General features: G+C 67.2%; 22 protein-coding genes. 16 read left to right on the top strand and 6 right to left on the bottom strand.

Annotated elements, in window-relative coordinates; translation table 11 throughout:
* The first annotated feature begins 251 nt into the window (after window positions 1-251).
* From ACFHNC_RS21155 to ACFHNC_RS21185, 7 genes are all read left to right on the top strand, one after another.
* A complete protein-coding gene (locus tag ACFHNC_RS21155) occupies window positions 252-452 on the top strand; it encodes a heavy-metal-associated domain-containing protein (protein WP_437171227.1) in 201 nt (66 codons plus the stop codon).
* A gap of 12 nt (window positions 453-464) precedes the next feature.
* Window positions 465-2,999, top strand: a complete 2,535-nt coding sequence (locus ACFHNC_RS21160) for a heavy metal translocating P-type ATPase (RefSeq protein ID WP_437171228.1) — start codon at window positions 465-467, stop codon at window positions 2,997-2,999.
* 5 nt (window positions 3,000-3,004) lie between these two features.
* Window positions 3,005-3,481, top strand: coding sequence for a Cu(I)-responsive transcriptional regulator (gene cueR / locus ACFHNC_RS21165; RefSeq protein ID WP_437166800.1), 477 nt, complete (start codon window positions 3,005-3,007; stop codon window positions 3,479-3,481).
* 818 nt (window positions 3,482-4,299) lie between these two features.
* Window positions 4,300-5,001 carry a hypothetical protein gene (locus tag ACFHNC_RS21170; protein WP_437171229.1) on the top strand — a complete coding sequence of 234 codons (702 nt, stop codon included), beginning with the start codon at window positions 4,300-4,302 and terminating at the stop codon, window positions 4,999-5,001.
* A gap of 8 nt (window positions 5,002-5,009) precedes the next feature.
* On the top strand, window positions 5,010-5,348 hold the full coding sequence (locus tag ACFHNC_RS21175; protein ID WP_437171230.1) for a hypothetical protein: 339 nt from the start codon (window positions 5,010-5,012) through the stop codon (window positions 5,346-5,348).
* Window positions 5,349-5,554: 206 nt separating this feature from the next.
* Window positions 5,555-9,994 (top strand): AAA domain-containing protein, encoded by a 4,440-nt coding sequence (locus tag ACFHNC_RS21180; protein WP_437171231.1) that lies wholly within the window; start codon window positions 5,555-5,557, stop codon window positions 9,992-9,994.
* On the top strand, window positions 9,910-10,521 hold the full coding sequence (locus ACFHNC_RS21185) for a GreA/GreB family elongation factor (RefSeq protein ID WP_437171232.1): 612 nt from the start codon (window positions 9,910-9,912) through the stop codon (window positions 10,519-10,521). Before ACFHNC_RS21180 ends, ACFHNC_RS21185 begins: the two co-directional genes overlap by 85 nt.
* 66 nt (window positions 10,522-10,587) lie before the next feature.
* Here the strand turns inward: ACFHNC_RS21185 and ACFHNC_RS21190 are convergent, their stop codons facing one another.
* From ACFHNC_RS21190 to ACFHNC_RS21210, 5 genes are all read right to left on the bottom strand, one after another.
* A complete protein-coding gene (locus tag ACFHNC_RS21190) occupies window positions 10,588-11,076 on the bottom strand; it encodes a DUF4411 family protein (RefSeq protein ID WP_437171233.1) in 489 nt (162 codons plus the stop codon).
* The gene (locus ACFHNC_RS21195) at window positions 11,073-12,287 is read right to left on the bottom strand and encodes an ImmA/IrrE family metallo-endopeptidase (RefSeq protein WP_437171234.1); all 1,215 of its coding nucleotides are present in this window, start codon (window positions 12,285-12,287) and stop codon (window positions 11,073-11,075) included. The genes ACFHNC_RS21190 and ACFHNC_RS21195 overlap by 4 nt, the downstream gene beginning before the upstream one ends.
* Window positions 12,288-12,407: 120 nt before the next feature.
* Entirely contained in the window at window positions 12,408-12,824 is a 417-nt protein-coding gene (locus ACFHNC_RS21200; protein ID WP_437171235.1) for a hypothetical protein, read from the bottom strand.
* On the bottom strand, window positions 12,821-14,173 hold the full coding sequence (locus tag ACFHNC_RS21205; RefSeq protein WP_437171236.1) for a recombinase family protein: 1,353 nt from the start codon (window positions 14,171-14,173) through the stop codon (window positions 12,821-12,823). Before ACFHNC_RS21205 ends, ACFHNC_RS21200 begins: the two co-directional genes overlap by 4 nt.
* Window positions 14,170-14,667 (bottom strand): DUF2924 domain-containing protein, encoded by a 498-nt coding sequence (locus ACFHNC_RS21210; RefSeq protein WP_437171237.1) that lies wholly within the window; start codon window positions 14,665-14,667, stop codon window positions 14,170-14,172. The genes ACFHNC_RS21205 and ACFHNC_RS21210 overlap by 4 nt, the downstream gene beginning before the upstream one ends.
* Before the next feature lie 1,085 nt (window positions 14,668-15,752).
* Between ACFHNC_RS21210 and ACFHNC_RS21215 the strand changes: the two genes are divergently transcribed.
* Window positions 15,753-16,922, top strand: coding sequence for a toprim domain-containing protein (locus ACFHNC_RS21215; RefSeq protein ID WP_437171238.1), 1,170 nt, complete (start codon window positions 15,753-15,755; stop codon window positions 16,920-16,922).
* A 110-nt stretch (window positions 16,923-17,032) separates the two neighbouring features.
* Here the strand turns inward: ACFHNC_RS21215 and ACFHNC_RS21220 are convergent, their stop codons facing one another.
* Window positions 17,033-17,491 (bottom strand): hypothetical protein, encoded by a 459-nt coding sequence (locus ACFHNC_RS21220; RefSeq protein WP_437171239.1) that lies wholly within the window; start codon window positions 17,489-17,491, stop codon window positions 17,033-17,035.
* Here ACFHNC_RS21220 and ACFHNC_RS21225 point away from each other — a divergent pair.
* The 8 genes from ACFHNC_RS21225 (at window position 17,475) to ACFHNC_RS21260 (ending at window position 22,983) form a co-directional block, all read left to right on the top strand.
* Window positions 17,475-18,164: a hypothetical protein gene (locus ACFHNC_RS21225; protein WP_437171240.1), complete on the top strand. Its 690-nt coding sequence runs from the start codon at window positions 17,475-17,477 to the stop codon at window positions 18,162-18,164. The genes ACFHNC_RS21220 and ACFHNC_RS21225 overlap by 17 nt on opposite strands.
* A gap of 77 nt (window positions 18,165-18,241) precedes the next feature.
* Complete coding sequence (locus tag ACFHNC_RS21230) at window positions 18,242-19,177, top strand: hypothetical protein (protein ID WP_437171241.1); 936 nt, start codon at window positions 18,242-18,244, stop codon at window positions 19,175-19,177.
* Window positions 19,178-19,222: 45 nt separating this feature from the next.
* Entirely contained in the window at window positions 19,223-19,741 is a 519-nt protein-coding gene (locus tag ACFHNC_RS21235) for a hypothetical protein (protein ID WP_437171242.1), read from the top strand.
* Entirely contained in the window at window positions 19,738-20,253 is a 516-nt protein-coding gene (locus tag ACFHNC_RS21240) for a hypothetical protein (RefSeq protein ID WP_437171243.1), read from the top strand. The genes ACFHNC_RS21235 and ACFHNC_RS21240 overlap by 4 nt, the downstream gene beginning before the upstream one ends.
* A gap of 15 nt (window positions 20,254-20,268) precedes the next feature.
* On the top strand, window positions 20,269-20,820 hold the full coding sequence (locus tag ACFHNC_RS21245) for a DUF6456 domain-containing protein (RefSeq protein WP_437171244.1): 552 nt from the start codon (window positions 20,269-20,271) through the stop codon (window positions 20,818-20,820).
* Window positions 20,821-21,127: 307 nt separating this feature from the next.
* Window positions 21,128-21,634 carry a hypothetical protein gene (locus ACFHNC_RS21250; RefSeq protein ID WP_437171245.1) on the top strand — a complete coding sequence of 169 codons (507 nt, stop codon included), beginning with the start codon at window positions 21,128-21,130 and terminating at the stop codon, window positions 21,632-21,634.
* Between the two features lie 216 nt (window positions 21,635-21,850).
* Window positions 21,851-22,078 carry a hypothetical protein gene (locus ACFHNC_RS21255; protein WP_437171246.1) on the top strand — a complete coding sequence of 76 codons (228 nt, stop codon included), beginning with the start codon at window positions 21,851-21,853 and terminating at the stop codon, window positions 22,076-22,078.
* A 95-nt stretch (window positions 22,079-22,173) separates the two neighbouring features.
* Complete coding sequence (locus tag ACFHNC_RS21260; RefSeq protein WP_437171247.1) at window positions 22,174-22,983, top strand: DUF3489 domain-containing protein; 810 nt, start codon at window positions 22,174-22,176, stop codon at window positions 22,981-22,983.
* The last annotated feature ends 238 nt before the right edge of the window (window positions 22,984-23,221 follow it).

Here is a 23,221-nt window from a genome sequence, read left to right on the forward strand (position 1 = left end):
AGGTGAACCGCCGTGTAGGTCCAGGTCGGCATCTCGTTAGGCACGTCGCAAAGGTCGGGCGAGAGGTTAGGTGTCGGGCCCCTCCACAGCGAGCAGCGCCGGCCGCCCCACACATGCGTTGCGCGTTTGCAGGCAGCCTTGCATTTGCGCAGTGGCAATCCGGCCCAATCCCGCTGAAAAGACCGCTTGACCCTCCCAACATGGGAGCTTTGACAAGGTGATCTCCCGCGACATTGCGACAGGAGACGACGATGCAGGACTTCGACATTCCCGACATGAGCTGCGGCCATTGCGTGCGCACCATCACGCAGGCGGTGCAGGCGCTCGATCCCACCGCTGAGGTCAAGGCCGACCTCGCAACGCGCCGCCTGCGCGTCGCGAGCACGACCGACGCGACGAGCCTCTCCGCGGCGATCACCGCGGCCGGCTACGCCAACACTACCCGCGGCTGAGGAGATCGCGCGATGCCTCCCGATAACAACGTCGCCGCCTGGATCCCAGCGGTGCCCACATCTTCTCATGCCGCGCCGGGCGGCACGGTGTCGCTGCCCATCGCGGGCATGACCTGCGCGTCCTGTGTGGGCCGCGTGGAGCGCGCGATCGCGGCCGTGCCCGGCGTCGCCTCGGCCTCGGTGAACCTGGCGACGGAGCGGGCCGAGATCCGCTTCGTGGGGACACCTGAACTCGCCAAAGTGCTCGGCGCGGTGGAGAGCGCCGGCTACGGCGTCGGCCGCGAGGTCACCGAATTCGCCATCACGGGCATGACCTGTGCCTCCTGCGTCGGCCGTGTGGAGCGTGCCCTGAAGGCGGTGCCCGGCGTGACCCAGGCTGCGGTGAACCTCGCCACGCACCGCGCGAACGTCACGCATCTGGCGACCGTCGGCGCCGACGACCTGGTCGAGGCCGTGCGGCTTGCCGGCTACGGCGCCGAGCGCCTGGGCGCGGAGCTGCCCGCGGCGCGTGACGACCGGGAGCGCGCGGCGCGTACGGCCGAGTTGCGGGGCCTGGCGCGTCGGCTCGGCCTGGCCGCCTTGCTGACGCTGCCGCTGGTCGTGCTGGAGATGGGTGCGCACCTCTCCGAGACGCTGCACCACGCCATCCGCGACAGTATCGGCTTCACGCTGAGCTGGCAGATCCAGTTTCTGCTCGCCGCGCTGGTGATGTTCGGTCCCGGCCTCGGCTTCCAGACCAAGGGCTGGCGCGCGCTTCTGCGCGGCGCGCCGGAGATGAACTCCCTCGTCGCGCTCGGCACCGGCGCGGCCTTCGCGTATTCCACCGTTGCGACCTTCGCGCCGACGCTGCTGCCGGCCGATGCACGGCATGTGTTCTTCGAGGCGGCGGCGGTGATCGTCACGCTGATCTTGCTTGGCCGCTGGCTTGAGGCGCGGAGCAGGGGCCGCACGTCGGAGGCGATCCGACGCCTGATGGGCCTGCAGCCACCCACTGCGCGCGTGCTGCGCGACGGAGAGGAGCAGGAGATCCCAGCCGCGCAACTGATCCCAGGGGACACCGTGCTGGTACGGCCGGGTGACCGCATCCCTGCCGATGGCGAAGTCACCCAGGGCGCTTCCTTCGTGGACGAGGCCATGATCACTGGCGAGCCCGTGCCGGTGGAAAAGGCGCCCGGCGCGCGGGTCACCGGTGGTACGGTGAACGGCACCGGCGCCTTTCGCTTCCGCGCCACTGCGGTGGGTGGTGAGACCGTGCTCTCGCAGATCGTACGCATGGTGGAGCAGGCGCAAGGATCGAAGCTGCCGATCCAGGCGTTGGTGGACCAAGTGACGATGTGGTTCGTCCCCGCTGTACTCGCCATCGCCGCGCTGACCTTCGGCGTGTGGCTCTTCTTCGGGCCGGAGCCGGCTCTCGCCTTTGCGCTGGTGAATGCCGTCGCCGTGCTGATCATTGCTTGCCCCTGCGCCATGGGCCTGGCGACGCCGACGTCGATCATGGTCGGCACCGGCCGGGCGGCTGAGCTCGGTGTGCTCTTCCGCAAGGGCGAGGCGCTGCAGGCACTGCGAGATGTCGAGGTTGTCGCCCTCGACAAGACCGGCACGCTGACGGAAGGCCGCCCGGTGCTGACCGACCTGGTCGTCGCGCCCGGCGAGGATGAGGCCACGATCCTAGCGCTGATCGCTGCGGTCGAGGCCCAATCGGAGCACCCGGTTGCACAGGCCATCGTCGCAGCGGCAAGGACGCGCGGCCTTGCTCTGGCCGAGGCGACGGCGTTCGAGGCCGTGCCCGGCTTCGGCGCCACGGCGCTGGTGGATGGGCGGCACGTCGCAGTCGGCGCCGATCGCTATATGGCGCGGCTCGGCCTCGACGTCGGGCGCTTCGCCACGGTGGTGGCGGCGCTCGGCGACCAGGGCCGCACGCCCCTCTATGCCGCGGTGGCCGGGCAGCTCGTGGCGGCGCTCGCGGTGGCCGACCCGGTCAAGCCGGGAACGCCCGCAGCCCTCGCCGCGCTGCGGGCGCAGGGGCTGCGCATCGCAATGGTGACCGGCGACAATAGGCGCACTGCGGAGGCGATCGCCCGCGGCCTCGGCATCAAGGAGGTGGTCGCCGAGGTCCTGCCGGACGGCAAGGTCGCGGCCGTAGAGCGCCTGCGCGAGGGCGGGCGGAAGGTCGCCTTCGTGGGCGACGGCATCAACGACGCGCCGGCGCTCGCCGCTGCCGACGTCGGCCTTGCGGTAGGCACCGGCACTGATGTCGCGATCGAGAGCGCCGATGTCGTGCTGATGTCAGGTGACCTCGGGGCGGTGGCGACCGCCTTCGCGATCAGCCGCGCGACGATGACAAATATCCGGCAGAACCTGTTCTGGGCCTTCGCCTACAACGTCGCGCTGATCCCGGTCGCGGCGGGTGTATTGTGGCCCTTCGGCGGCACCCTGCTGTCGCCTATGCTGGCGGCGGCGGCAATGGGGCTCAGTAGCGTCTTCGTGCTGGCGAATGCGCTCCGGCTGCGGCGGTTCAGACCCGCCGCGGTCGCTATCGGGGAGTGATGGCGATGAACATCGGTGAAGCCTCGAAGGCCTCCGGCGTCTCAGTGAAGATGATCCGCCACTACGAGGCGATCGGCCTTTTGCCGGCGCCACTGCGGACTGAGAGCGGATATCGCGTCTACCGGGCGGAGGATGTGCATGCGCTCCGCTTCATCGGCAATGCCCGCGACCTCGGCTTTCCGCTCACCGAGATCGCCGATCTGCTCAGCCTCTGGCGCGACCGCGGCCGCGCCAGCGCCGAGGTCAAGCGGCTCGCGCAGGCGCATGTGACGGCGATCGACGAGAAAGTGAAGGCGCTTCAGGCGATGGGGGACACGCTGCGTCACTTGGCCGCGGCGTGCCACGGCGACCATCGGCCCGAATGCCCGATCTTGGAGGGCATTTCCGGACAGGCAGTCTCGCCCGGAGCGAAGGAAAGACGGCGCAGACGTGCTGTGGAGGACCTTCGCTATGCCGGAATTCCTGCGCCTCCGCAGGGGTAGCTGCGCAGCGCCTCCTCACTGACCCAGCCCACCCACCTGGGGCACCAGAAGGTGATGCAAATAGTGAGACGCGTCTCACAGACGCCAGAGCAGGTTGGAATCCGGTTCCCACCGCTGCTCCAGTCGGTTTTCCAACCTCATATTTTCCATGCGTCGACGGCGCCGTGAACCGTGGGTTTCCTGGGGTTTTGCCGCGACGGCTTGAGGGTTGGAGAACGCAACGACCGGCGTTTGCGTCGCTCCGGAGGCCATTCTCTCTCCGAAGCTCGGGACTTGGGCGATTTAGTCTACAAGCTTCAAGTCACTGAAATCGGGGCAAATATTCGCCGAGACAGACCGGCCGGTTGCGCATCGCGACCGGCTACCGGTCGAATCTGGGACCGCAAAACAGCGCTCTCCACCCACGGTATTGCGACGAGACGCGGGCCGGGGAAGCATAGCGGTGATCCCAAGCAAAAGGCCGCACCCTGCCCCCGCCGCATGACATCTCTGGACTGATCGCCTGGGCGCGGCGCGAGGAATGGCGCGGTGCACTGGCGACGCTGATCGAGCGCCATAGCGCCAAGGCCTGCGCTGGCGCCGGCATTGCGTCGGAGGACATTGGCGACACGCTCGGCGAGTATGCCGCCTCCAACCTCTTCGGCGCGGCCTTCGAGGATCTGCTCGCGACCGACCTGCCCGATGGCCGGAACATCGCCGATGACTACCTCCGCCGCCGTGGGTGGAAGGAAAGCGTCTCAACCCGCGAGTACATCGCTGGGCTGCGCCGTTCGGTCATCAGCCTTTACGAGGTGAGCGGGCTCGTGCCCGGCGAATCCATGCTGCTGCGCGACCTAGTCCGCGGCGGCGAGCCGGTCCGCGTCTGGGAGAAGAGCGGCTCTCAGGGACTGCGGCCCTGGGACCGCATCGCCACACGCATCATCCCCCTACGCGACCGCGCCGTGATCAGCGGCACGCTCCTGGCCCTCAACCGCGACACCAGTGAGGCGCTGCTGGCCTCGCTGGGCCGCGTCCGCAACCAGGCGCCCCGTGACGTGGCCGTGGTCGCGCGCGATCTCGGCATTGAGGCGGATGCGGAGCGGCTGGCCGGCATTCTCACGCCTGACATGCTGTTGGGCCTGGGCGCCTTTCTGGTGACCAACCTCTGGCTGGACGCAGCGCTGAAGGCGGCCCAGGGCACGGACCGGCCGGAATTGCTGAACACCGACGGCGACCCGCTGGAATTCACGACGCTGCACTTCCCCCTCCTTCCCGGCATCGCCGCGCAGAAGCTGCGCGCGGCGCTGGCCACCATCCCCGCGCTGCGTCAGGAAAACGCCGGCTTCTGGAACTGGCTGGCCGAGCCGGGGGCGAAGACGCAGACCGTGCCGCGCCGGGCGACAGGGCAGACATTCATCACGACCATGGAGGATGGGTCGCTCGTGCTTGGCACCGTGGAGCTCAAGGGGCGTCGCCTGTCACTTGCCGCCAATTCGCCGGCACGCGCCGAGCGCGGCGAGCCTTACTGGAGCCGTTGCTGACGGGCCTGGTGCGGGCGCCGCTCACAGAGCGCACCGATCTGGACCAGATGCTGGCGACCGAGCGCCCGCCGCCTGCGCCCACGGGGCTGTCACCGGAACAGGAGCGCACCCTGGTTCAGCAGATGCTGGACGACCACTATCGCCGCGTGCTGGATGAACCGATCCCAGCACTCGGCGGCAAGACTCCGCGGGCTGCGACCAAGACCGCGAAGGGACGCGCGGCGGTGGTGGCCTGGCTCAAGACGCTGGAGAACCATTCGGGGCGGCAGAAGCCTGGGGACCCGATGGCCAGCTATGATTTCGGCTGTCTGTGGCGGGAGCTTGGGGTTGAGGGGCTGCGGCGTTGAATCTCGCCTTCACGCCCAGTGCGCCTGCCCCCAAAACACGCGCCCGCTGGAGCGCCGTTCAGGGCCTGATGCAAAGGGACGGCGCTTTACTTGAATGCTGGCGCGCCGATCGCTGACCGTGCAATCTCTGAACCTTCACGAAATGATGCCGAGAGTGCGCTCTTGCAATCGCGGCCATAGCAGAGAGATTTGGGTCAGAACTCGACATGCGCGACGATAGCCTTGCCGGCGATGACCAACAGGTTCGGGAAGATCTCCAAAATCTTCTCCGGTTCACCGAGCAAATGCTGGCGACGAGAGAGAAGACCGTCTTCGACATCGCCGAGTATCCGATTCGTCTGACCGAGCGCGATCTCATGGATGTCGCGGGAGACCCTTTACCAGGAGTCGGTTTTGGCCCGTCCGAGGATGTGTGGCTGTCCTTTGCCCGAATGCGGGAGCGGCCGCCGCCGAAGCCGCCAGCGGATCTCGAGCCCTGGCTTCGCTCGGAAGCGCGCCCAACGCCCGCCAAGCCGCCCGGGCTGCTGTCCGAACGGGTCCTTTTCGTCACGGCGGACGAGGCGACGGACCTGATCGAGGCGTCCTTCATCCACGAGGACGCAGTTGGGCAAATAGCGACGAACCCTGGTGAGCCGGAGCGCTGGTCGGTACCGCTGCGACCCGCGGAGCTTCCGTCGGTACTAGAGGCCCTGGAGCGCCATATTGCGGGGCCATGGCGCGCCTGGGCGGAAGAAGAGGCGCCGCGGCGCAAGGCGATCGAACTCTACAGCGCGCTCTACAAGACACATGCCCAGATCGCTGCCGCTGGTGGCGAAGGCGGTTTGGAGTTGGTGGTCGGCATCGGCCTGGCGCGCTGGCAGCATGGCGGGCGACGCATCAATCTGCCGCTGATCGAACAGCGGGCCGAGTTCGAGCTGGACGAGACCAGCGGCAACCTCTCGATCCTTGCCCGTGGCGTGCCCCCTACGCCCGCGCTTCGCGCATTTCTGGACCTCAGCATTCCAGGCGCAGCAGATTTGCAGCGCGAAATGACGGCGCGGCTGGATCGCATTTCCAAGGATCCAGACCTCGCGTTCGGCCCATTTCAGCCAGCCAGCTTCCTCGGTGTCCTCGAAACCTGCGCAGCGCGCCTCGATGCCAGCGGAACCGTTTTGCCGACCAATGAAGAACTCGGTCCGGCCGGGGAGGCTCTTCGGATCGGGCAGGGGTTTTGTATCATTGTACGGACACGCCGCGAGGACATCCTGCGCGACGACATCCGGCGGCAGATCGACGCCCTCTCGACGGAAGGCAAGGAGCTGCCGGAGACGGCTCGCCGCTTCGTTCTGCCGCCACCTGACGTGGCGCCTGAAGATGTCGGGCCGATCGATCTGAGCGGACTGGATGGGCTCGCGGGAGGTTCCGGCACCGGGACCTGGTCAGGCGGTGGCGGCGGCGACGGTGCAGCCCCGAAAGCGAAGGACTGGCTGTTCTTCCCTCTGCCCGCCAATGAGGAGCAGGAGGAGATCGCGCGGCGACTACAGGACAAGGATGTTTTCGGCGTCGTCGTGCAGGGTCCACCGGGCACCGGCAAGACCCATACCATCGCGAACATTATCGGCCACGCCATGGCGACCGGGCAGCGCGTGCTCGTGTCAGCCCATACGGCGGAGGCATTGAGCGCCATCCGGGATAAGCTACCGCCAGCCTTGCGTGACCTCACCATCGCCGTGACGCACAGCGACCGGGAGGGTGCTCGTCAACTGGAAGAAGCCGTGTCGGCCTTGGCCGAGCGGGCGCAGTCGATCAATCCTCGCGAGGCCAGGCAGCGTGCTGAGGATTTGCTGCGGGTGATCCGCCGCGAGGACGGCCGCGTCGCCGAAATTGACATGGAGCTCGAGCAGATTGCACGGGCGAACCTTGACCGAGTGCCGTGGCGTGGCACGGAGGCGCTGCCTCAGGACATCGCGGCCTGGGTGGCCCAACAGGGGGATAAGCACGCCTGGTTCCCCGATGGCCTCGATCTCGCGGCCAATCATGCGTCGAAGTTCGGCGAAGCGGAGATTTCCGAAGCCCGATCGCTACGTCGGCGTCTCGGAGCTGATATTGCCTATGGGGCCGCCCAGCTTCCATCGGGATCAGATGCCCTTCCGCCACTCGGCGCTTTGGTCGCGGCCCACCGGACGCTCCGAGAAGCGGGAGAACGCCGGCAGCGCGAACGCGACGGAAGTCTTCCGCGGCCTGATCTAACTGCCGCCCACGCGGGTGAGCCAGCGGAGTTGCTCGCATGGCTGGAACGCCTTGCCGCTTGGCACGAATCCACGGGCGGCTACGAATGGATGCGCGAGGCATGGGGCGCCCTCGCCGGCGGTCGGCATCAGCACCGATTCTCGGCAGACGCTCTCCGGCCAATGCTCGACGAGGCGGCACGCCTTGCGCAGCGGGGAGAGGCGCTGGCGCTGCATGCCCTGGAACTGCCGGAAATCCTCGAAGCGGACCGGTTGGGCGAGGCCTTGGCGAATCTGGCGGCAGGCAGGCCGCCCTTTGGCTTCTTCAAGGGATTTGGCCGCAATCCGATCAAGGACGCAGTTCAGGCCTCGCGGATTGCCGCTGAGCCGCCTCGGGATGCAGCGGCATGGGCGAAGCTTGCTGATCTGCACGGTTGGCGCCGCGAGGTCCGCGGTTTCGTCGCGCGCTGGAATGCGCTTGCAGCCCAACACAGCCTTACTCGGCTGCCTGAAGAGCACACGACATCGCGGGATGCTCTGGGACAACTTGGCAAGCGCCTGACGGAAATGCTCGCGTTGGCCGCCGATGCGCATGCGCGATCCGCGCGGCTCCAGGCGCTTTTTCCCTACGGACTCGACATTGATGCGGTCATCATTCGCATCGACATATCAGTTGCCATTCCCGCGCTGCGGGCGAATCTCGGTGACGCCGATCTTTTGGCAGCCGAGCGGCTGCGCGATCGCCTTCGTGAGGATGGGGTTCGCATCGGGGGCCAGATCGGTGAGGCGCTCCAGCAAGTCGCTGACGGGCTGGGCGCGGTTGGCTTGGCTGACGCCGAGGCTGCTGACATTTGGCGAGATGTCCAGCGCGAAGCGGACCGGCTGGGCAAGCTGCGCGATGACCTCCAGCGGCTTGCCGCCCTGGCAGGCCCCGTCCGCGCCAGCGGCGCGGCCCTTTGGGCAGACCAAATCCAGCGACAAGTTCCCGGCGACCTAGACGAGGTGTTGCCGTTTGATTGGCAGGATGCATGGGATCATGCGCGTGCAAAGGGCTTCCTCGCCCGGGTTGCCAACCGGGAGAAAGTGCAAGCACTGACGGCTGCACGCGCTGAGCTGGTAGCAAGCCGGGAGCGGCGCTTCCTGGATGCCATCGAACTGATGACCTATCTTGGGCTGCGCAACCGATTGACTGAAAATGTCCAGGCTGCGCTTCGGAATTTCTTGTCTGCATTGACCAGACTGCCGAAGACAGCAGGCGCGAAAACGGCCGGGCGCCAGCGGCGCATTCTACGCGACAGCCTTCAGCAGGCCGTCAAGGCGATCCCCTGCTGGATCATGCCGGAGTGGCGGGTCGCGGAGCAACTGCCGCCTGACCTCGGCAGCTTCGACCTTGTCATCATCGACGAGGCAAGCCAGTCGAACATCTCGGCCCTTCCTGTGGTGCTTCGCGGCAAGAAGCTGCTCATCGTCGGCGATGATCGCCAGGTGAGCCCCGTCTCGGTTGGGGTCGAAGAAGCTGTCGTGAACCGGCTGCGCACAACCTACCTCACCGGACAACCACTCGCTGAGCAGATCGATCCAGCAACTTCGCTCTACGAGCTTGGGGGGATGATGTACCCGGGGAAGGTGATCGTCCTTCGGGAGCATTTCCGGTGTGTCGAGCCGATCATCCGCTTCTCGTCCCGCTTCTATGGTGGTCATCTCGTCCCGCTCCGACTGCCAAAGCCGAGCGAGCGTCTGGATCCGCCACTCATCGATGTTCTTGTCGAGGATGGGAAGCGACGCGGCGATGTGAACGATGCTGAGGCCACATACATCGTCGAAGAGATCAAGCGCGCCATTGCCGATCCCCTCCTGAACGCCGCGGGGAAGCGGAGCATTGGCGTGATTTCGCTACACGCCGATAAGCAGGCCAAGCTCATCTACGACCGGCTCATTCATGCGGTCGGGCCGGAAACCATGAGCGACCATCACATCATGTGCGGTGATGCTGCTACTTTTCAGGGGCAGGAACGCGACATCATCTTCCTCTCGATGGTGCATGATGGCGACACGGCCTCCAAGCAATCCAGCCGTCTCTACGAGCAGCGTTACAATGTTGCACTCTCCCGCGCCCGTGACCGGATGGTGCTCGTTCGCTCGGTGACACCGTCGATGCTCAAGGAAGGCGACATTAAGCTGGAAGTTCTACGCCACTTCCAGGATCCGATGGCCGGCGGGCGGATTGGCCAGTCTGACGATGTCCTCGCAGCCTGTGAATCGAAGTTCGAGAGAGACGTTGGACAACGCCTATTGCAGGCCGATATCGCGTTCGCGCCCAGGTGCCCGCCGGTGGCTATCGCATCGACTTCGTTGTGGAAGGTGAGAATGATCGTCGCCTTGCGATCGAGCTCGACGGTGATTCGTTTCATGGGCCGGAGCGCTGGGCACAGGACGTGAAGCGGCAAAAGGCACTGGAGCGAGTCGGTTGGACATTCTGGCGCTGTTGGGCTTCGGAGTGGGAAAGCGCCAAGGACGCGGTTTTCAGCGACTTGGTCACGGCACTCCAGGAGAGGAGTATCTCGCCCATCGGAGCGGCAACCGCGGGTGACGCGCTGCCTGTCGAATTCCGGACGGTCAGGCATCGCCCGAAGCTGGACGAGCCAATCGAGCCAGCGAGCAACAACATCGCACCAGAGACGCCTGTCGAAACCGCGGACGAAGTTGTTCCCGAGGTTGCAGAAGCCGATGGTGATATTCGGGTCAGCACAGGCGATTCCGTTTCTGTGCGCTATGTCGACGGGAAAGCTCGGGCGCTCAGGGTCCACATTGTGGCGGATGGAACGGCCAATGGGCGTGATCGCATCTCACCGACTTCGCCTCTTGGTGCGGCTATCATGGGCCTACGAGCTGAAGATGAAACCGAGGTGGTCATTGAGGGGCGCACGAGGATGGTCATCGTGGAGAGCATCGACGGCGCGGCGTGATGATGAAGGTTCCTCCTCAACGGACCAATGCCAACCGATCCCGGCGCCGTGCATCGACGAACGTAGCTACCCTATTGAGAAATTCAGTTTCCGCCACAATGCAAAGTCGTTGATGCAGGGCACGCCGAAGGTCTGGCACACGTCCGGAATCTTGCGGTTCGCTCTCTGCTTGCTTGGCTTCGAAACCTCTCGAGTCACCACGATCCGATCCGGTGCGCGAAGAGCTGCGGCGATGAGGAAGGGATCGCGCCCGATTTTCTCCAGATCAACATCCGTCAGGTCAGGCGCATAGCCATGCGTCAGAACGCGTTGCACCACGGCTACGTCAGTCTGCTCATCAAGCACAATCGTTCCCTTGACGTCCGCTCGGTTGAGCCACTCCGCCAAAAGTCCTCGGGAGTCAGCGATCTCGCTGTAGTTCTGCCGGGCCATCTTGACCGAGCCAGCCACAGCTTGCTGCAGCAGCCACGCCCAGAACGGGGCCACGCGGTCGACGGGGTAGTAGTCTTCATGCGCCCGGATCAGCACATCGGCGTCCAGCAGGTGAAGCGTCATTCCACCATCGCCTGGCCGCGGAGCAGCGGTTCAACGGAGGCCGGCTTCACGCCCAGGATCTTCGCGGCGCGGGTGTGTGTCAGCACGTCGCCTTGCAGACCGCGCCGGACGACATGCATGAGCGCCTCGCCCAGCCGGCTGCGCTTCACCACATAGTAGCTGGGTCCTCCGGCATCAGATTGCGCATCCCGGCTCCGCTCACGCTCATTCCGCCAACGTTCGGCGAGCAGCCTGAATATCTCACCGGCAACAGCCGCGCTGATCCACTGCTCGCGGGTCAGGCGATAGGTCACGAGGGCCTGACTTACGTTCCAGGCCTGCGAGACGCGCTCGGTTGCGCGAAGCACGACCGGCACAGTCATGCTTCGAAGCTGTGAAAGGTCATTCAATGGAAAAAATGACGGCAGCAGGAATTCGCCGGCTACATCATTGCAAAAGCGCTCGATGGCATTTGCAGGCGTATCGCGGACCGGACCGCTCACCCCGGTTTGTCCGAGCCAGATATGCGTGAGCTCATGGACAAGGGTGAAGGAGCGCGCCGTCCGCGCATCGCGATCATTGATGACAATGAAGGGCGCGACCTCATCGGCAATCGCGAATCCGCGAAACACCTCTTCACTGATCGCCGAGTGATGGGACCCGGTATCGCTCAGCAGCAGAACGAAAACGCCGATTTTCTCCGCGGCCGATCGCAGGAGCGAGAACAGCCCATCCGGGCCCTTCGCGGCCTTCTGCTGCTCCGTGGCGATGCCCAGGGCAGTCCGGATAGAACCGGCCACCGTCGCAGGCCCCTGTTCCATGCTTGCCGACCCGACATATGCGAGCCGGGGGGCCTCATCCTCATCTTCGAGGAGGTTCCGCACCATCTGCTGACGCGCTTTCACGTCGCGAAGCAGAGCGTCGAGCAGGCCGTTCGCGCGCTTTGACACCTCGCCAGGGGCAGTCCTGAAATCTTCGCCCCGATCGCCGCGCTGCGGCGGCTCCGGCATGTAGAAGGTGATGAGGGGGCGCTTGTAGAGGGCGGCTGCCTTCTGCAGCTGAGCAGACGTCGGGGAGCGATCCCCGGACTCAAGGGCAGAGAGCTTAGACGCGGCAGTTGCGCGCTCGGAACTGCCGAGGGCGAGCTTATCCGCCGCCTCTTCGACGGTCAGCCCCGCGGTTTCCCGGGCCCACGCCAGGATGCGCGGGTTGATGTCCTCAGTCTGGCGCATGTCTCATACGGCGATACAAGTTGTCCGGCAGCGATTCTAGGGCCTAACGGCCGCCGCCGCGAGCATGTCGTGCCTCTGGACGGGCGCGAGGGCACTGGGGGGCGATATCGACGCGGGCCGTCAGGTGTCTTCTGCCTTTGGCCCCGCCTTGGGGTGTCGACGGCGCGAGTGCGCCTGACATTCCCATATCGGGTCAAACCCTACCATCAGCGATGGTAGCGTCAGGTCACCGTCCTGGGTCCCATCGAGGATCGCCGCGATGGTGTCGGGCGCCAGCAGAGTGAGTTGCAGCAGACGCCCGAGGTAGCCGCGGTCGATCTTCTCCGCAGCCGCCATTTCGGTCATCGATCCGTAGCGCCCCTGATCGAGCATGCGCTGATATCTGAACGCCCGCGCAAGAGCCTTCACCAGCGCGGGGTCGGCCCGCGTTGTGATTGGCGCCACCCCATCGGCCATCGGCGTCACAACAGTCTTCCTGCCCGGCCGATGGCGGATTGCCAGCGGCACCCGGACCGTGATGCTGGTCGCCGTGGTCATGCTGCCGCCATCAGGGCGCTGGGCGAGATGGCGGTGAGGTCGCGGACCAGGCCATTGAGCCCCTCGACCCGCAGCCGAATATCCGCGCCGGCCGGGCCGACCACCACCCGCTCCACCAGCGACCGCACAATCCGCGCCTGCTCCGCCGGAAACAGGTGCTCCCAGAGCGGGTCGAGCCGATGGAGCGCGTCCTGGACCTCGCCCTCAGTCAGGTCCGGTGCCTCCCTGCGCGCCGCCCGCCAGGTCCCAACCACGATCTCCGGCTGCCGCAACAGCGCCCGCACCTGGTCCACCACGGCCGCCTCGACCTCTGCCGCCGACACCCGGCGCAGGATCGTGTCGTCGCCGGCGGCGTCGCCCTTCAGCACCCGCTGCGCGACATAGTAGCGGTAGAGCCGACCGTTCTTCCTGGCGTGGGTCGGCGACAGCGCCCGGCCATCCACCCCAAAGATCAGCCCCTTCAGCAGCGCCGGCGTCTGCGCCCGGTTCTGGTTGGCCCGCACCCGCGGGCTGATCTGCAGCACGGCGTGCGCCTGGTCCCAAAGCTCCCGCGGCACGATCCCCTGGTGCTCGCCGGGATAGATGTTTCCCTTGTGCGCGGCCTCGCCGACATAGGTCCGGTTGTTAAGCAGCTTGTAGACATCCCCCTTGTCCAGCGGCCGGCCCGCCTTGCTGGTGGCGCCCTCCGCCCGGAGGCGAGCCACCGTCTCGATGCCCGACCCAGTCTCGGCGAAGATTTCGAACACGCGGCGCACTCGCGGCGCCTCCTCCTCGTTCACCACCAGCTTCCTGGCGACGACGTCGTAGCCGAGCGGAACCTTGCCCCCCATCCACATGCCGCGGGCGCGGGAGGCGGCGAACTTGTCGCGGATGCGCTCGCCGATGACCTCACGTTCGAACTGGGCAAAGCTGAGCAGGATGTTCAGCGTGAGGCGGCCCATGCTCGTGGTCGTGTTGAAGGACTGCGTGACGGAGACGAAGGTCACGCCATGCGCGTCCATCACCTCCACCAGCTTGGCGAAGTCCATCAGCGAGCGGGACAGGCGGTCGATCTTGTAGACGACGATCACGTCCACCAGGTCGGCCTGGATATCGCGCAGCAGGCGTTGCAGCGCCGGCCGCTCCAGTGTGCCGCCGGAGAAGCCACCATCGTCGTAGCGGTCGCGGACCAGCACCCATCCCTCGGCCCGCTGGCTGGTGATGTACGCCTCGCAGGCGTCGCGCTGCGCGTCGAGGGTGTTGAATTCCTTCTCCAGGCCCTCGTCCGTGGACTTCCGCGTGTAGACCGCGCAGCGGAGCTTCTTCGTGGTGGCCGGCATGGCCGGCTCGATGCGGACGCGGCGGGTCATGCGTCACCTCGGGTGCGCAGCCCGAAGAACGTCCAGCCGTTCCAGCGCGTGCCGGTGATGTGTCGGGCTATGGCGGACAGGGACTGGTAGGGCCTCCCCTCGAATTCGAAGTCGTCGACGCGCACGGTGACCACGTGCTGCACGCCCTGCCATTCCCGGATGAGACGCGTGCCGGCCAGCGGGCGGCTGTCGGCGCGGATTCGGCGCAGAACGACGTTGCCGCCATCCAGTTGCTCACCCAGCGCCACGAGCCGGTCGACGGTCTCGGGCTTCAGCCCGCCATACGCGAGCTCCTGGATCCGATATGCCAGCCGGCTCTGGATATAGGCGCGGTTCCAGGGCGGCGGCTCCTTGCCGAACAATTCCCGCCATTGGTCCTTCAGCATGGCCGTGGGCGCCGCCTGCAGCGCGGCGAGGCGGCTCAGCACCTGCGTCGGCGGGATCTTCGGGATGGTGGGCGCCGGCGCGGGCGCGGTGGTGGATCGTCTGGTCATGCGAGTCCCTTCCTGTTGGGGTTCGCATGCAGGCGCTGCTTGCCGGTGGAGTGTAGGCGAACGTCTCCGGCCCCCCGAGCCTTCAGGCGGGCGTGGCTGCTGAGCCGCCACAGCAGTCGCGACATGCCCAGCGCTGGGAACGTCGCATGGGCGCTTCTCGCGGGGATGGAGCTTCGCAGGGTTCGACCGGGCATCGAGATCCAGCACACATGGTTGTGCCTCTCATATACGGATCGGCCCTCCTGAATTTCCCACGCTCTGCCGATGGACATGGCGGCTCTCATGTTCGGTGCTGCGCTCATTGCCGCCGTCAAGCACATCGCGATGGGCCTTCGGGAGCGCGTTTTTGTAGCGCGCGTAGCGCTGCGCAAACAAAGGAAGCGCTGCGCAGACGCCGTGGCGCGCGGGGGCGAAAAGACGGCTGACTGCGGAAATGTCGGCGACGCATCTGCCGCGAATCCGTCCTGCGCGCATCGTCGCCGCTGTGCCGGCATTGGTCTCGAGGCGATGGTGGTGATTGGCATGCGAAGCCCTCCACCCATCCAGTACCCAGCAAGGCGGGAATCCGTCTCAGCCGCTTTGTGGCAAGCGCGCAGCTCCACCGCTGGATGGCTGCCGCCTTCCAGGGTGTGCCTGCTTCCCGCCCGCAGGAACCAAGCCACCCTTGGGACCAGATCCAAGCTTGGGGGTTTCAATGCGCGGTTTGCAGTATCAACCGCCTACCAAACGCAATTACAACTGCTCTCCACCAGTCATGAGGTCCGCTTGAAGGCGTAGTGATTTACGGAACGTGCTCCTGCGTAGCAGAGCGCATTCATTTGTAGCCGTCCTATGCTTAGAACGACTGGACCGGAAATCAATCTCGTGGTTCTATGGGCATGGGTAAAACTGCGGACGCCAACCACCGCGGCACCTTCCCGCACCACGACCTGCCGACCCGCTGAGACGTTTTCGCGGGTCCCTCGGTAATCAATAAGTAGGGGGCCTCGCGCTCCCCACCGACAGCAACCCGCCAAGCCGGCGCGCCTCGACTTCCCATCGCTGGGACGTCGAACCGCCGCCTGTGGCCAGCACGAGGAAACCCCATGGGCCGCGAGCTCGAGGAACTGCGCCACGCGCTGATCGCCAGCTGGCCCTCGCTCGTGGAGGAACTTCTCGGCAAGCCATCCCGCCGCACAGCGCGCCAGTGGCGCTGGAACCGCCGTGGCAGCCTCTCCGCGGTGATGAGCGGTGCCAAGGTCGGCACCTGGTTCGATCATGCCGCAGGCAGCGGTGGCGGTCCCTTCGAGCTCATCGCGCGCGAACGCGGCGGCGATTGGCGCGACGCGGCCGATTGGGCACGGGCTTGGCTGGGTCTGCCGGCCTGGGCACCTGCGGAGCGCACTCCCACACCTGTCCCGGAGATCGTGCTGGCGCCGCCTGCAAACGACGTGGATCCCGATGAGCAGCACCGCATCGCGCGCCGGGCCGCGCAGGCACAATGGGAGCATGCAGGCCCCGCCGATCCAGACCAGGCCTATCTCCGCCGCAAAGGCGTGCAGCCCTTCGGCATCCGCATGGACATGGGCGCCACGCTGATCATCCCGCTGATCGATCTGGACGGCACCATCCACAGCATCCAGCGCATCTACGAGGACGGTACCAAGCGCTACCTGTCCGGCGGCGCCAAGGCGGACCACTTCGCGCTGATCGGCGAGCCGCTGGAGAGTGCACCCGCCATCCTGCTCTGCGAGGGCTGGGCCACCGGCGCCACCGCCCATGCCGCCACCGATCTGCCGGTGGTCGCCGCGATGGACGCGGGCAACCTGGTGCGCGTCGCGCCACTGGTCCAGGCGCGCTGCCCGGAAGCCACCCTGGTGATCCTGGCCGACAACGACCTCAAGCCGGGGCGCGACAGCAATCCGGGCGTGGCGGCCGCCACCGCCGCGGCCCGTGCCACCCAGTCCCTGATCGCCATTCCTCCCATCCCCGGCGACTTCAACGACCTCGCCGCGGCCTGCGGGATCGACGCGGTGCGCGACGCGATCTGGGCCGCTGCACCGCTCGCCCCTTTGAGGCCGACCTATCCGCTGGCCATCCTCGATCTCACCAGCATCCGCGCCACGCTGGATGACCAGGTCGCCGAGTTCATGGCGGATGTCGCGGCGCACTGGATGGCCGACCCGCTCGATGCCGATTGGGAGCCAGTCGCACCGCCCTGGGCCAGCGCAACGCCCGAAGGCGGGGCCGAGCAGCGGGAGGCGGCATGCTCCTAGACTTCAACGCCGAGCCCCGCCCGCCGCGTCTCGCCCTGCCGGTCGGCGTGGGCATCGGCAAGACCAGGGCGATGCAGCGCAGCGTCGCCGGGCTGCTGCGCAGCGAGGCACTACGCGGCCGCAAGGTCGTCATCGGCGTGCCGCGCCACGATCTGGCCGAGGAGCAGCGAGAGGCCTTCCAGGCCCTGGGCGTGGACGCGATGGTCTGGAAGGGCCGAACCGCGCCGGACCCGTCGCCCGAAAACCCCGAGCGCCTGATGTGCCTCGATCCCTCCGCGCCCTTTGACGCGATGGAGGTCGAGCGCATCGTCGAGACCACCAGCTGCAAGGTCACGCGGCGTGGGACCACGCATATCTGCCCGCTCTACAATTCTTGCGGCTACCAGGCGCAAAAGCCACGGCTGGAGGCGGCGCAGGTCGTGCTGACGGCGCATGACACGCTGTTCCACCAGGCGCCCAATGAACTCGGTGCTGTTGGCCTGCTGGTGCTGGATGAGGGGTTTTGGGCCGCCGGGCTGCGCGGCACCGATGGCAAGGCGCTGCTCACGCTGGATGGGCTGCGGCCGCATCTCGGCACGGTGCAGTGCTACACCTCACAACCAGGAGGATTGGGAGGCCACGGCCGATCTCGCAGCCCAGCGCGAGCGGCTGTGGAAGGTCCTGGCCACCGCCACCAAGGGCCCGCTCTCTGTCAGCGCCCTGCGGGCTGCAGGGCTGACGCCGGAGCGCTGCCGCCAGGCCGCAGGCCTCGAGCACCGCCGCATGCGCAACCCGGGCCTCACCCCTGGCATGGATCCGGGCGAGCGGCGGCGCCGCATCGCTGCCGTGCTGCCGAAGGAGGGCGAGCCCTGGGCGCCGCCCAACCGCGCGGCGGCCATGTGGCTGCTCAACGCCGAGGCGCTGGAGAATGACCACGATGTCGCCGGCGCGGTGCTGATCGATACCATGTCGGAGAATGGCACGGTCCGCTGCCTGCGGCTCACCTGGCGGGCCAATCTGCGCAACGGCTGGGGCGCCCAGGGGCCGATCCTGCATCTCGACGCCACGCTGCGGCCCGAGCTCGTCACCCCGTTCATTCCCGAAGTCACCATCGCCGAGCCGCTGATGGCCACGGAGCCGCATGTGCGCGTCCGCCAGATCCTCCGTGCGCCGGTGAGCGCCAAGGCCCTGACACCGGGCGAGTTGCCAAGCCCCGCGATCGCGGGGCGGCGGAAAACCATCGGCGCCAGGTCTCGGCGCTGATTGCCCTGCGCGCGGCCAGCCTGCGGGGTCGCAGCGCGTCACCGCCCGACCTGCTGATCATTGCCCAGAAGGCCGCGGTGGATGCGCTGCGGGCGGCGGGACTGCCGCGCAACGTCCAGGCGGTGCATTTCAGCGCCCTCAGCGGCATCGACCGCTGGCGCGGCGTCGTCGGGTTGATGGTGCTGGGCCGGACCCTGCCGGCGCCACTGACGGTGGAGGCTTTGGCCGCCGCGGTGACCAACCGCCCCCCGCTCGCCAGCCGCGGCGACGTGACCTGGTGGTACGAGCAGGAGGACCGGCGCATCGCGCTGGCCGATGGCGGTGTGCACGCGCTGCCGGGCGCGACCCATGCCGATCCGACGGTCGAGGCGATCCGCTGGACGATCTGCGAGGGCGAGCTGATCCAGGCCATTGGGCGCGGCCGCGGGGTGAACCGCACGGCGTCAACGCCGCTGGAGGTGGATCTGTTCACCGACGTCGTGCTGCCGATCGCGGTGCACGAAGTGCTGGACTGGGACGATGTGTGCCCCACCCGCCAGGACATGATGGCGGCATCTGGCGTGGTGTTGGAGAACGCCGCGGACATGGCGCGGACGTTTCCCGACCTGTGGCAAAGCCACGACGCCGCCCGCCAGCAGAAGGCGAGGAGTGTGACATCCTGCTATTATAGGGATCTCTCTAATAGCAGAACGTCACACTCCTCCTCGGTTGTCGCCTACCGCCCTGCCGGGCCGGGGCAGAAGGATCGGACGGCGCGGTTCGACCTGGTCCTGATCGCTGATCCCCGTGCCTGGCTGGAAGCGAAGCTCGGGCCGCTCGCCCATTTCGAGATCATCGGCGGCGCGGCCCCGCAGCCCGCGACACCCCCCATTGCCGACGCCCGTGCGCGCCTCGCGGCGCTCAGCGCCCGGCTCGACGCTGCCTTGGCGCAGCCCATCACTCATGACCGCGCCCGCCTCACGGCGCTGTCCCACCGCATGGAAGCCGCTCAGCCCAACACGGCCGCGGCATGACCGGCACCGCATCCGCGGAGCCGCAACTCGAGCTCGGAGAGCTTCATGGATCAGGACAATAGCATCACCGTCTATCGTGCCGGTGCATTCACCGAGGAACCCGAACCGTCGTGGCATGTCATGGCGCGGGAGTACGCGCGGCCATTCGACCGCGACTGGGCTGAGGCAGTCTCCGCAGAACTCGACTGCGAGGCCAACCGGGTCTCTCTCCACGGCGGGACCATACCCGAAGCGTCGGTCGCTTGGTGGGCGCTGCCCAAGGGCGGGCACTACGTCGAGTTCGAGTGTCGTTACCAGCATGTCGCCGCCGTCCTGGTCCCGGACCAGCGCGACTGGCTGGTCTTTTACGTCACGATCGTGCTGCCCTTTTTGCACGGCCACGCAGCCATCACGCTTGCTCACAGCCAGCACCGCGTCGGCGACGTGCTCATCGCGAGGGCGCGCTACGGCGAGGGCGAGCACGTCGACCCCATCACGGGCACATCGGAGTTCGACACGCACCCGCGTTGGAAGCCCGCCCTGCGAAATCAGCACCAGACCATTGGACGAGGGAGGCCGGCATGACCGCGGAGCGCATCACGGTGTTCCGCGCCGGCACCTTCACCGCCGAGCCGGAGCCCCCCTGGATGAAGTCCGTCCGCGCTGCGGCGAACAAGATGGAGGATTGGGACAAGGCCCTTGAGCGCGTCCTGGGCGAACGTGTCGCGCGCACCGCCGTCGAGAGTCCCACCTGGGCGGAGGCCGAGGTCGCCGTGCGGCGCACGCCAGGCGGTGGCTACTTCGTCGACATGATGGCGGTGGAGTTCACGCACGCCGAAATCTGGATCCCCGATCCGGCTGACTGGCTGCCGTTCAATGCGAGCTACGTCGATCCGTTCCTGCTAACGCGGGCGACCATTCGGCAGAATGAATGTCTCGATCGCCTCACCAATGCGCTCATCGCTTTCGCACGGCACGGCGAGGGCATGCACATCAATCGCATGACCGGCGAATCCCGTATCGACGAGCGCGAGGATCTGGAACGCCGGAAGCGCCACGAGGCACGCATGCGCGCCACCACTGCCCAGAACGCCTGAAGGGAAACACACATCATGGCCAAACGCAGCAAGCGCCGCGTCCCGACCCTGGAAGAGCTGTCCACGCCCTCGCGCTGGCGTCTCCAGCATGGCGGGTTCAGCGAGCCCGTCCGTGACGCCGATCCCGAGACGGGGACACCCGTGCAGCATCGTCGCGCGGTGGACTCCATTGCCGCCATGCTCTGCCACGGCACCATCACCCCGGAGATGCACGAGGCTGGCGCTAGGTTCCGCACGCAATTTCGTGCCGCGGCGCTGGATGGCATGCGCACCACGCAGCTGCTCCGCATCCCTGGCGCCTCTGCCGACACCATGACCGAGCGCCAGGTCTCGGCACGGCAGCGGGTACTGTCCGCGATGGATGCTCTGGGCGGACTGCACAGCCCGGGTGGCTCTGCCGTCTGGCACGTGCTCGGGTTGGAATGCTCGATCCGCGAATGGGGATCGCAGCAGGGCTGGCAGGGACGCCCCATCGCGCCAGCTCAGGCGCAGGGCATGTTCACCGCCGCGCTGGCGGTGCTGGCCATGCACTACGGGCTGGTGCCGCGACCGCGCTTGGCGGCGTGATGGGAGGCGGCGCGATGCGCTCATGCGAAAGATCGGAAGGCTGCGCATGAGTGTATTGCGCCGTGGAATCCGCGGCGTGTAGACTCGCGGCACGTCGGAAGTCGCGCCCCTCCCGATGCCGAGGCCATGGTTCCTTCCGGGCGCTGTCGTATGCGGGGGGCCATCGCGCGCAAGGTCGCTAGCGGTAGGCTATAATCGAGGTTGCCAAGCCATGAGGAGCGTCGCGTAAGTGATTCATGCGACTCAATTTTGATCCGTTGCCAGGCACAAACCGATTGCCAGGCCGCGGCCGTGACAGGAGATGCACTTGCCAGAGCGCATCACCTCCGCCCGAGAGGTCGCCCGTCGCCTCGGACTCTCGCACACCGCTATCCAGAAGGCCGAACAGGTTGGGCGCATCCGTCGTGAGCCGGATGGGTCCTGGGACGTCGAGCGTGTTCGCCGCGATCTGACCGCATCGGCCGTGCCGGGGCGCTCGCCTCTTGCGCCGGCTGGTCAAGACACGCCGCTGGGGCGGCTGACGCTGGCGCGGCTGGCCCTCGGCGTCGAGGCGCAGCGCCTGGCCATGGATGAGAAGAAGGGCCGCCTCATGGACATCACCGCCGCCAACCACCGCGTCGATGAAGTCGCCGCCGGCATGCGCGATGCCGTGCTGAACTGGCCGGCGCGGGTGTCGGGTCAAATCGCCGCGGAGATCGGCCGCGATCCGCATCTCGTGCAGACAATCCTGCAGGAGCAGATGAACGCGCTGCTGCTGGAGGTCGCCCAGCGGCTGGATCCGCCTGCCCCATCGGAGCCCGAGCCGCACGCGTGACGCGCGGCCCGCATCGACTTCCCAGCGGCGGGAGGTGATCGGAGCAAAGACGCGCCCATATCGCCGCGGCGCGTGGCGTCGTCGATCATGATGTGATCCAGAGCGCCAGCTCATAGCAATTACAAAAAATCGCATCTTGCTTGGCTCGTGCGCGGCACAGCGCGAATGGTCCGTCACACGCAGAGCACCCCGCCCTGCACCACGAGGGAGACCAGCATGACCGACCGCGAAGCCCGCAACCAGGAACGCAGCCTGGCCGCCTTTCTCGTGAAGAAGGCCGAGTTTGATGCCCTCCTCGCCGAACTCACCCAGGCCAGCGAGGACCATTTCGGCGCGGATCCCAAGACGGTGCTCTGGGGCGAAGCTGCCTGGCTTTCGGATGCGACGGCGAAGCTGAAGGACATCGCGGACCAGCATTTCCGCCGCGGCGAATACGAAGCCTGACGCGGGCCGCTCCCGCACCGCCCCGACCGGCAGCGCCGGCGGGGCTCCCGGCAGTAGGGGCCGATGACCGGCACCCGGAACCGGAGACCACCACGATGACTAAGCTTTCCGACACCCAACGCGTGATCCTCGGCGCCGCCGCGCAGCACGAGATGGGCCTCGCCCGCGCCCCCAAGACCCTGCCTGCCGCGGCCCGCAACGCGGTCTTCCGCAGCCTGATCAAGAACAGCCTGCTCATCGAGATCAACGCCCCGCGGGAGCATGTCGGCTTGGGCTGGCGGCAGGACGAGGACGACACCTGGATCGTGGCGCGCATCACGGACGAAGGGCTGCGCGCCATCGGCATTGACCCGAACGAGGGCGACGGGCTGGCCGGCGAGCCCGACTGCTCGGGCATCGAGGGCAGCGTGCCCGACACGGCGCCCTCGGGCGCGGACGACGCCGCCGGGGGGGATGCCCCTGCGGAGGAAGCCGAACCCGCCCAGGGCGCGCCCACACAACCGCGCGCCAGTCTGCGCGACGCCGCCGCTGCGGTGCTGGCCGCCTGGGACGGCAGCCCTGCGCAGGACGCGACCGACAACCCGATCAGCCGCGCCATCGAGGCCCTCCGCGCCGCCCTCGCCGGCAAGTTCGCCCGCGTCGCGCGCGAGCCCGGCGCCCCGCGGAAGCCGCGCGAGGGCACGAAGCAGGAGCAGGTGCTGGCGCTGCTGCGCCGGCCTGAGGGGGCGACGGTGGCGCAGATCGCCGAGGCCACGGGCTGGGCACAGCACACGGTCCGCGGCTTCTTCGCGGGGCTGAAGAAGAAGAAGGGCCACACGGTCGAGGTGAAGTCGCGGGAGCGGATGGTCGGCCCGAACAAGACGGGTGCGAAGGGTTCCTTCACCATCTACGCACTCGCCGATTAACGCCGCGAGGGACGCGTCAGGGCTCGCTGCTGGAAGGCGGCGGGGCCTGACGCGGTTCCCCGGGCTTCAATTTCGGCTTCGGGGGATCAAGGGCAAGGACCATTTCCTCTGCTGGCCATCCTTGACGCTTCGCAGCGTTGGTCAAGGGCGGCGACACGAGTGCAGATGTCGAGAACGAATCCGTCGAGTAGCTGCAAGTGCTGCCGGATTGCGTGCGGCGCTGCCGAGTCGTTCCGTC

The organism is Falsiroseomonas sp. E2-1-a4, assembly GCF_051433165.1.
GTDB lineage: Bacteria > Pseudomonadota > Alphaproteobacteria > Acetobacterales > Acetobacteraceae > Falsiroseomonas.

Excerpts from the sequence above, each read along its gene's own strand:
- ACFHNC_RS21155 (WP_437171227.1), top strand. The coding sequence starts at position 252 with ATGCAGGACTTCGACATTCCCGACATGAGCTGCGGCCATTGCGTGCGC.
- ACFHNC_RS21210 (WP_437171237.1), bottom strand. The coding sequence starts at position 14,667 with ATGACCAGACGATCCACCACCGCGCCCGCGCCGGCGCCCACCATCCCG.
- ACFHNC_RS21225 (WP_437171240.1), top strand. The coding sequence starts at position 17,475 with ATGGGCTGCGGCCGCATCTCGGCACGGTGCAGTGCTACACCTCACAAC.
- ACFHNC_RS21245 (WP_437171244.1), top strand. The coding sequence starts at position 20,269 with ATGGCCAAACGCAGCAAGCGCCGCGTCCCGACCCTGGAAGAGCTGTCC.
- ACFHNC_RS21180 (WP_437171231.1), top strand. The coding sequence starts at position 5,555 with ATGCGCGACGATAGCCTTGCCGGCGATGACCAACAGGTTCGGGAAGAT.
- ACFHNC_RS21220 (WP_437171239.1), bottom strand. The coding sequence starts at position 17,491 with ATGCGGCCGCAGCCCATCCAGCGTGAGCAGCGCCTTGCCATCGGTGCC.
- ACFHNC_RS21215 (WP_437171238.1), top strand. The coding sequence starts at position 15,753 with ATGGGCCGCGAGCTCGAGGAACTGCGCCACGCGCTGATCGCCAGCTGG.
- ACFHNC_RS21160 (WP_437171228.1), top strand. The coding sequence starts at position 465 with ATGCCTCCCGATAACAACGTCGCCGCCTGGATCCCAGCGGTGCCCACA.
- ACFHNC_RS21260 (WP_437171247.1), top strand. The coding sequence starts at position 22,174 with ATGACTAAGCTTTCCGACACCCAACGCGTGATCCTCGGCGCCGCCGCG.
- ACFHNC_RS21190 (WP_437171233.1), bottom strand. The coding sequence starts at position 11,076 with ATGACGCTTCACCTGCTGGACGCCGATGTGCTGATCCGGGCGCATGAA.
- ACFHNC_RS21255 (WP_437171246.1), top strand. The coding sequence starts at position 21,851 with ATGACCGACCGCGAAGCCCGCAACCAGGAACGCAGCCTGGCCGCCTTT.
- ACFHNC_RS21170 (WP_437171229.1), top strand. The coding sequence starts at position 4,300 with ATGCTGCTGCGCGACCTAGTCCGCGGCGGCGAGCCGGTCCGCGTCTGG.
- ACFHNC_RS21200 (WP_437171235.1), bottom strand. The coding sequence starts at position 12,824 with ATGACCACGGCGACCAGCATCACGGTCCGGGTGCCGCTGGCAATCCGC.
- ACFHNC_RS21195 (WP_437171234.1), bottom strand. The coding sequence starts at position 12,287 with ATGCGCCAGACTGAGGACATCAACCCGCGCATCCTGGCGTGGGCCCGG.
- cueR (WP_437166800.1), top strand. The coding sequence starts at position 3,005 with ATGAACATCGGTGAAGCCTCGAAGGCCTCCGGCGTCTCAGTGAAGATG.
- ACFHNC_RS21235 (WP_437171242.1), top strand. The coding sequence starts at position 19,223 with ATGGATCAGGACAATAGCATCACCGTCTATCGTGCCGGTGCATTCACC.
- ACFHNC_RS21240 (WP_437171243.1), top strand. The coding sequence starts at position 19,738 with ATGACCGCGGAGCGCATCACGGTGTTCCGCGCCGGCACCTTCACCGCC.
- ACFHNC_RS21205 (WP_437171236.1), bottom strand. The coding sequence starts at position 14,173 with ATGACCCGCCGCGTCCGCATCGAGCCGGCCATGCCGGCCACCACGAAG.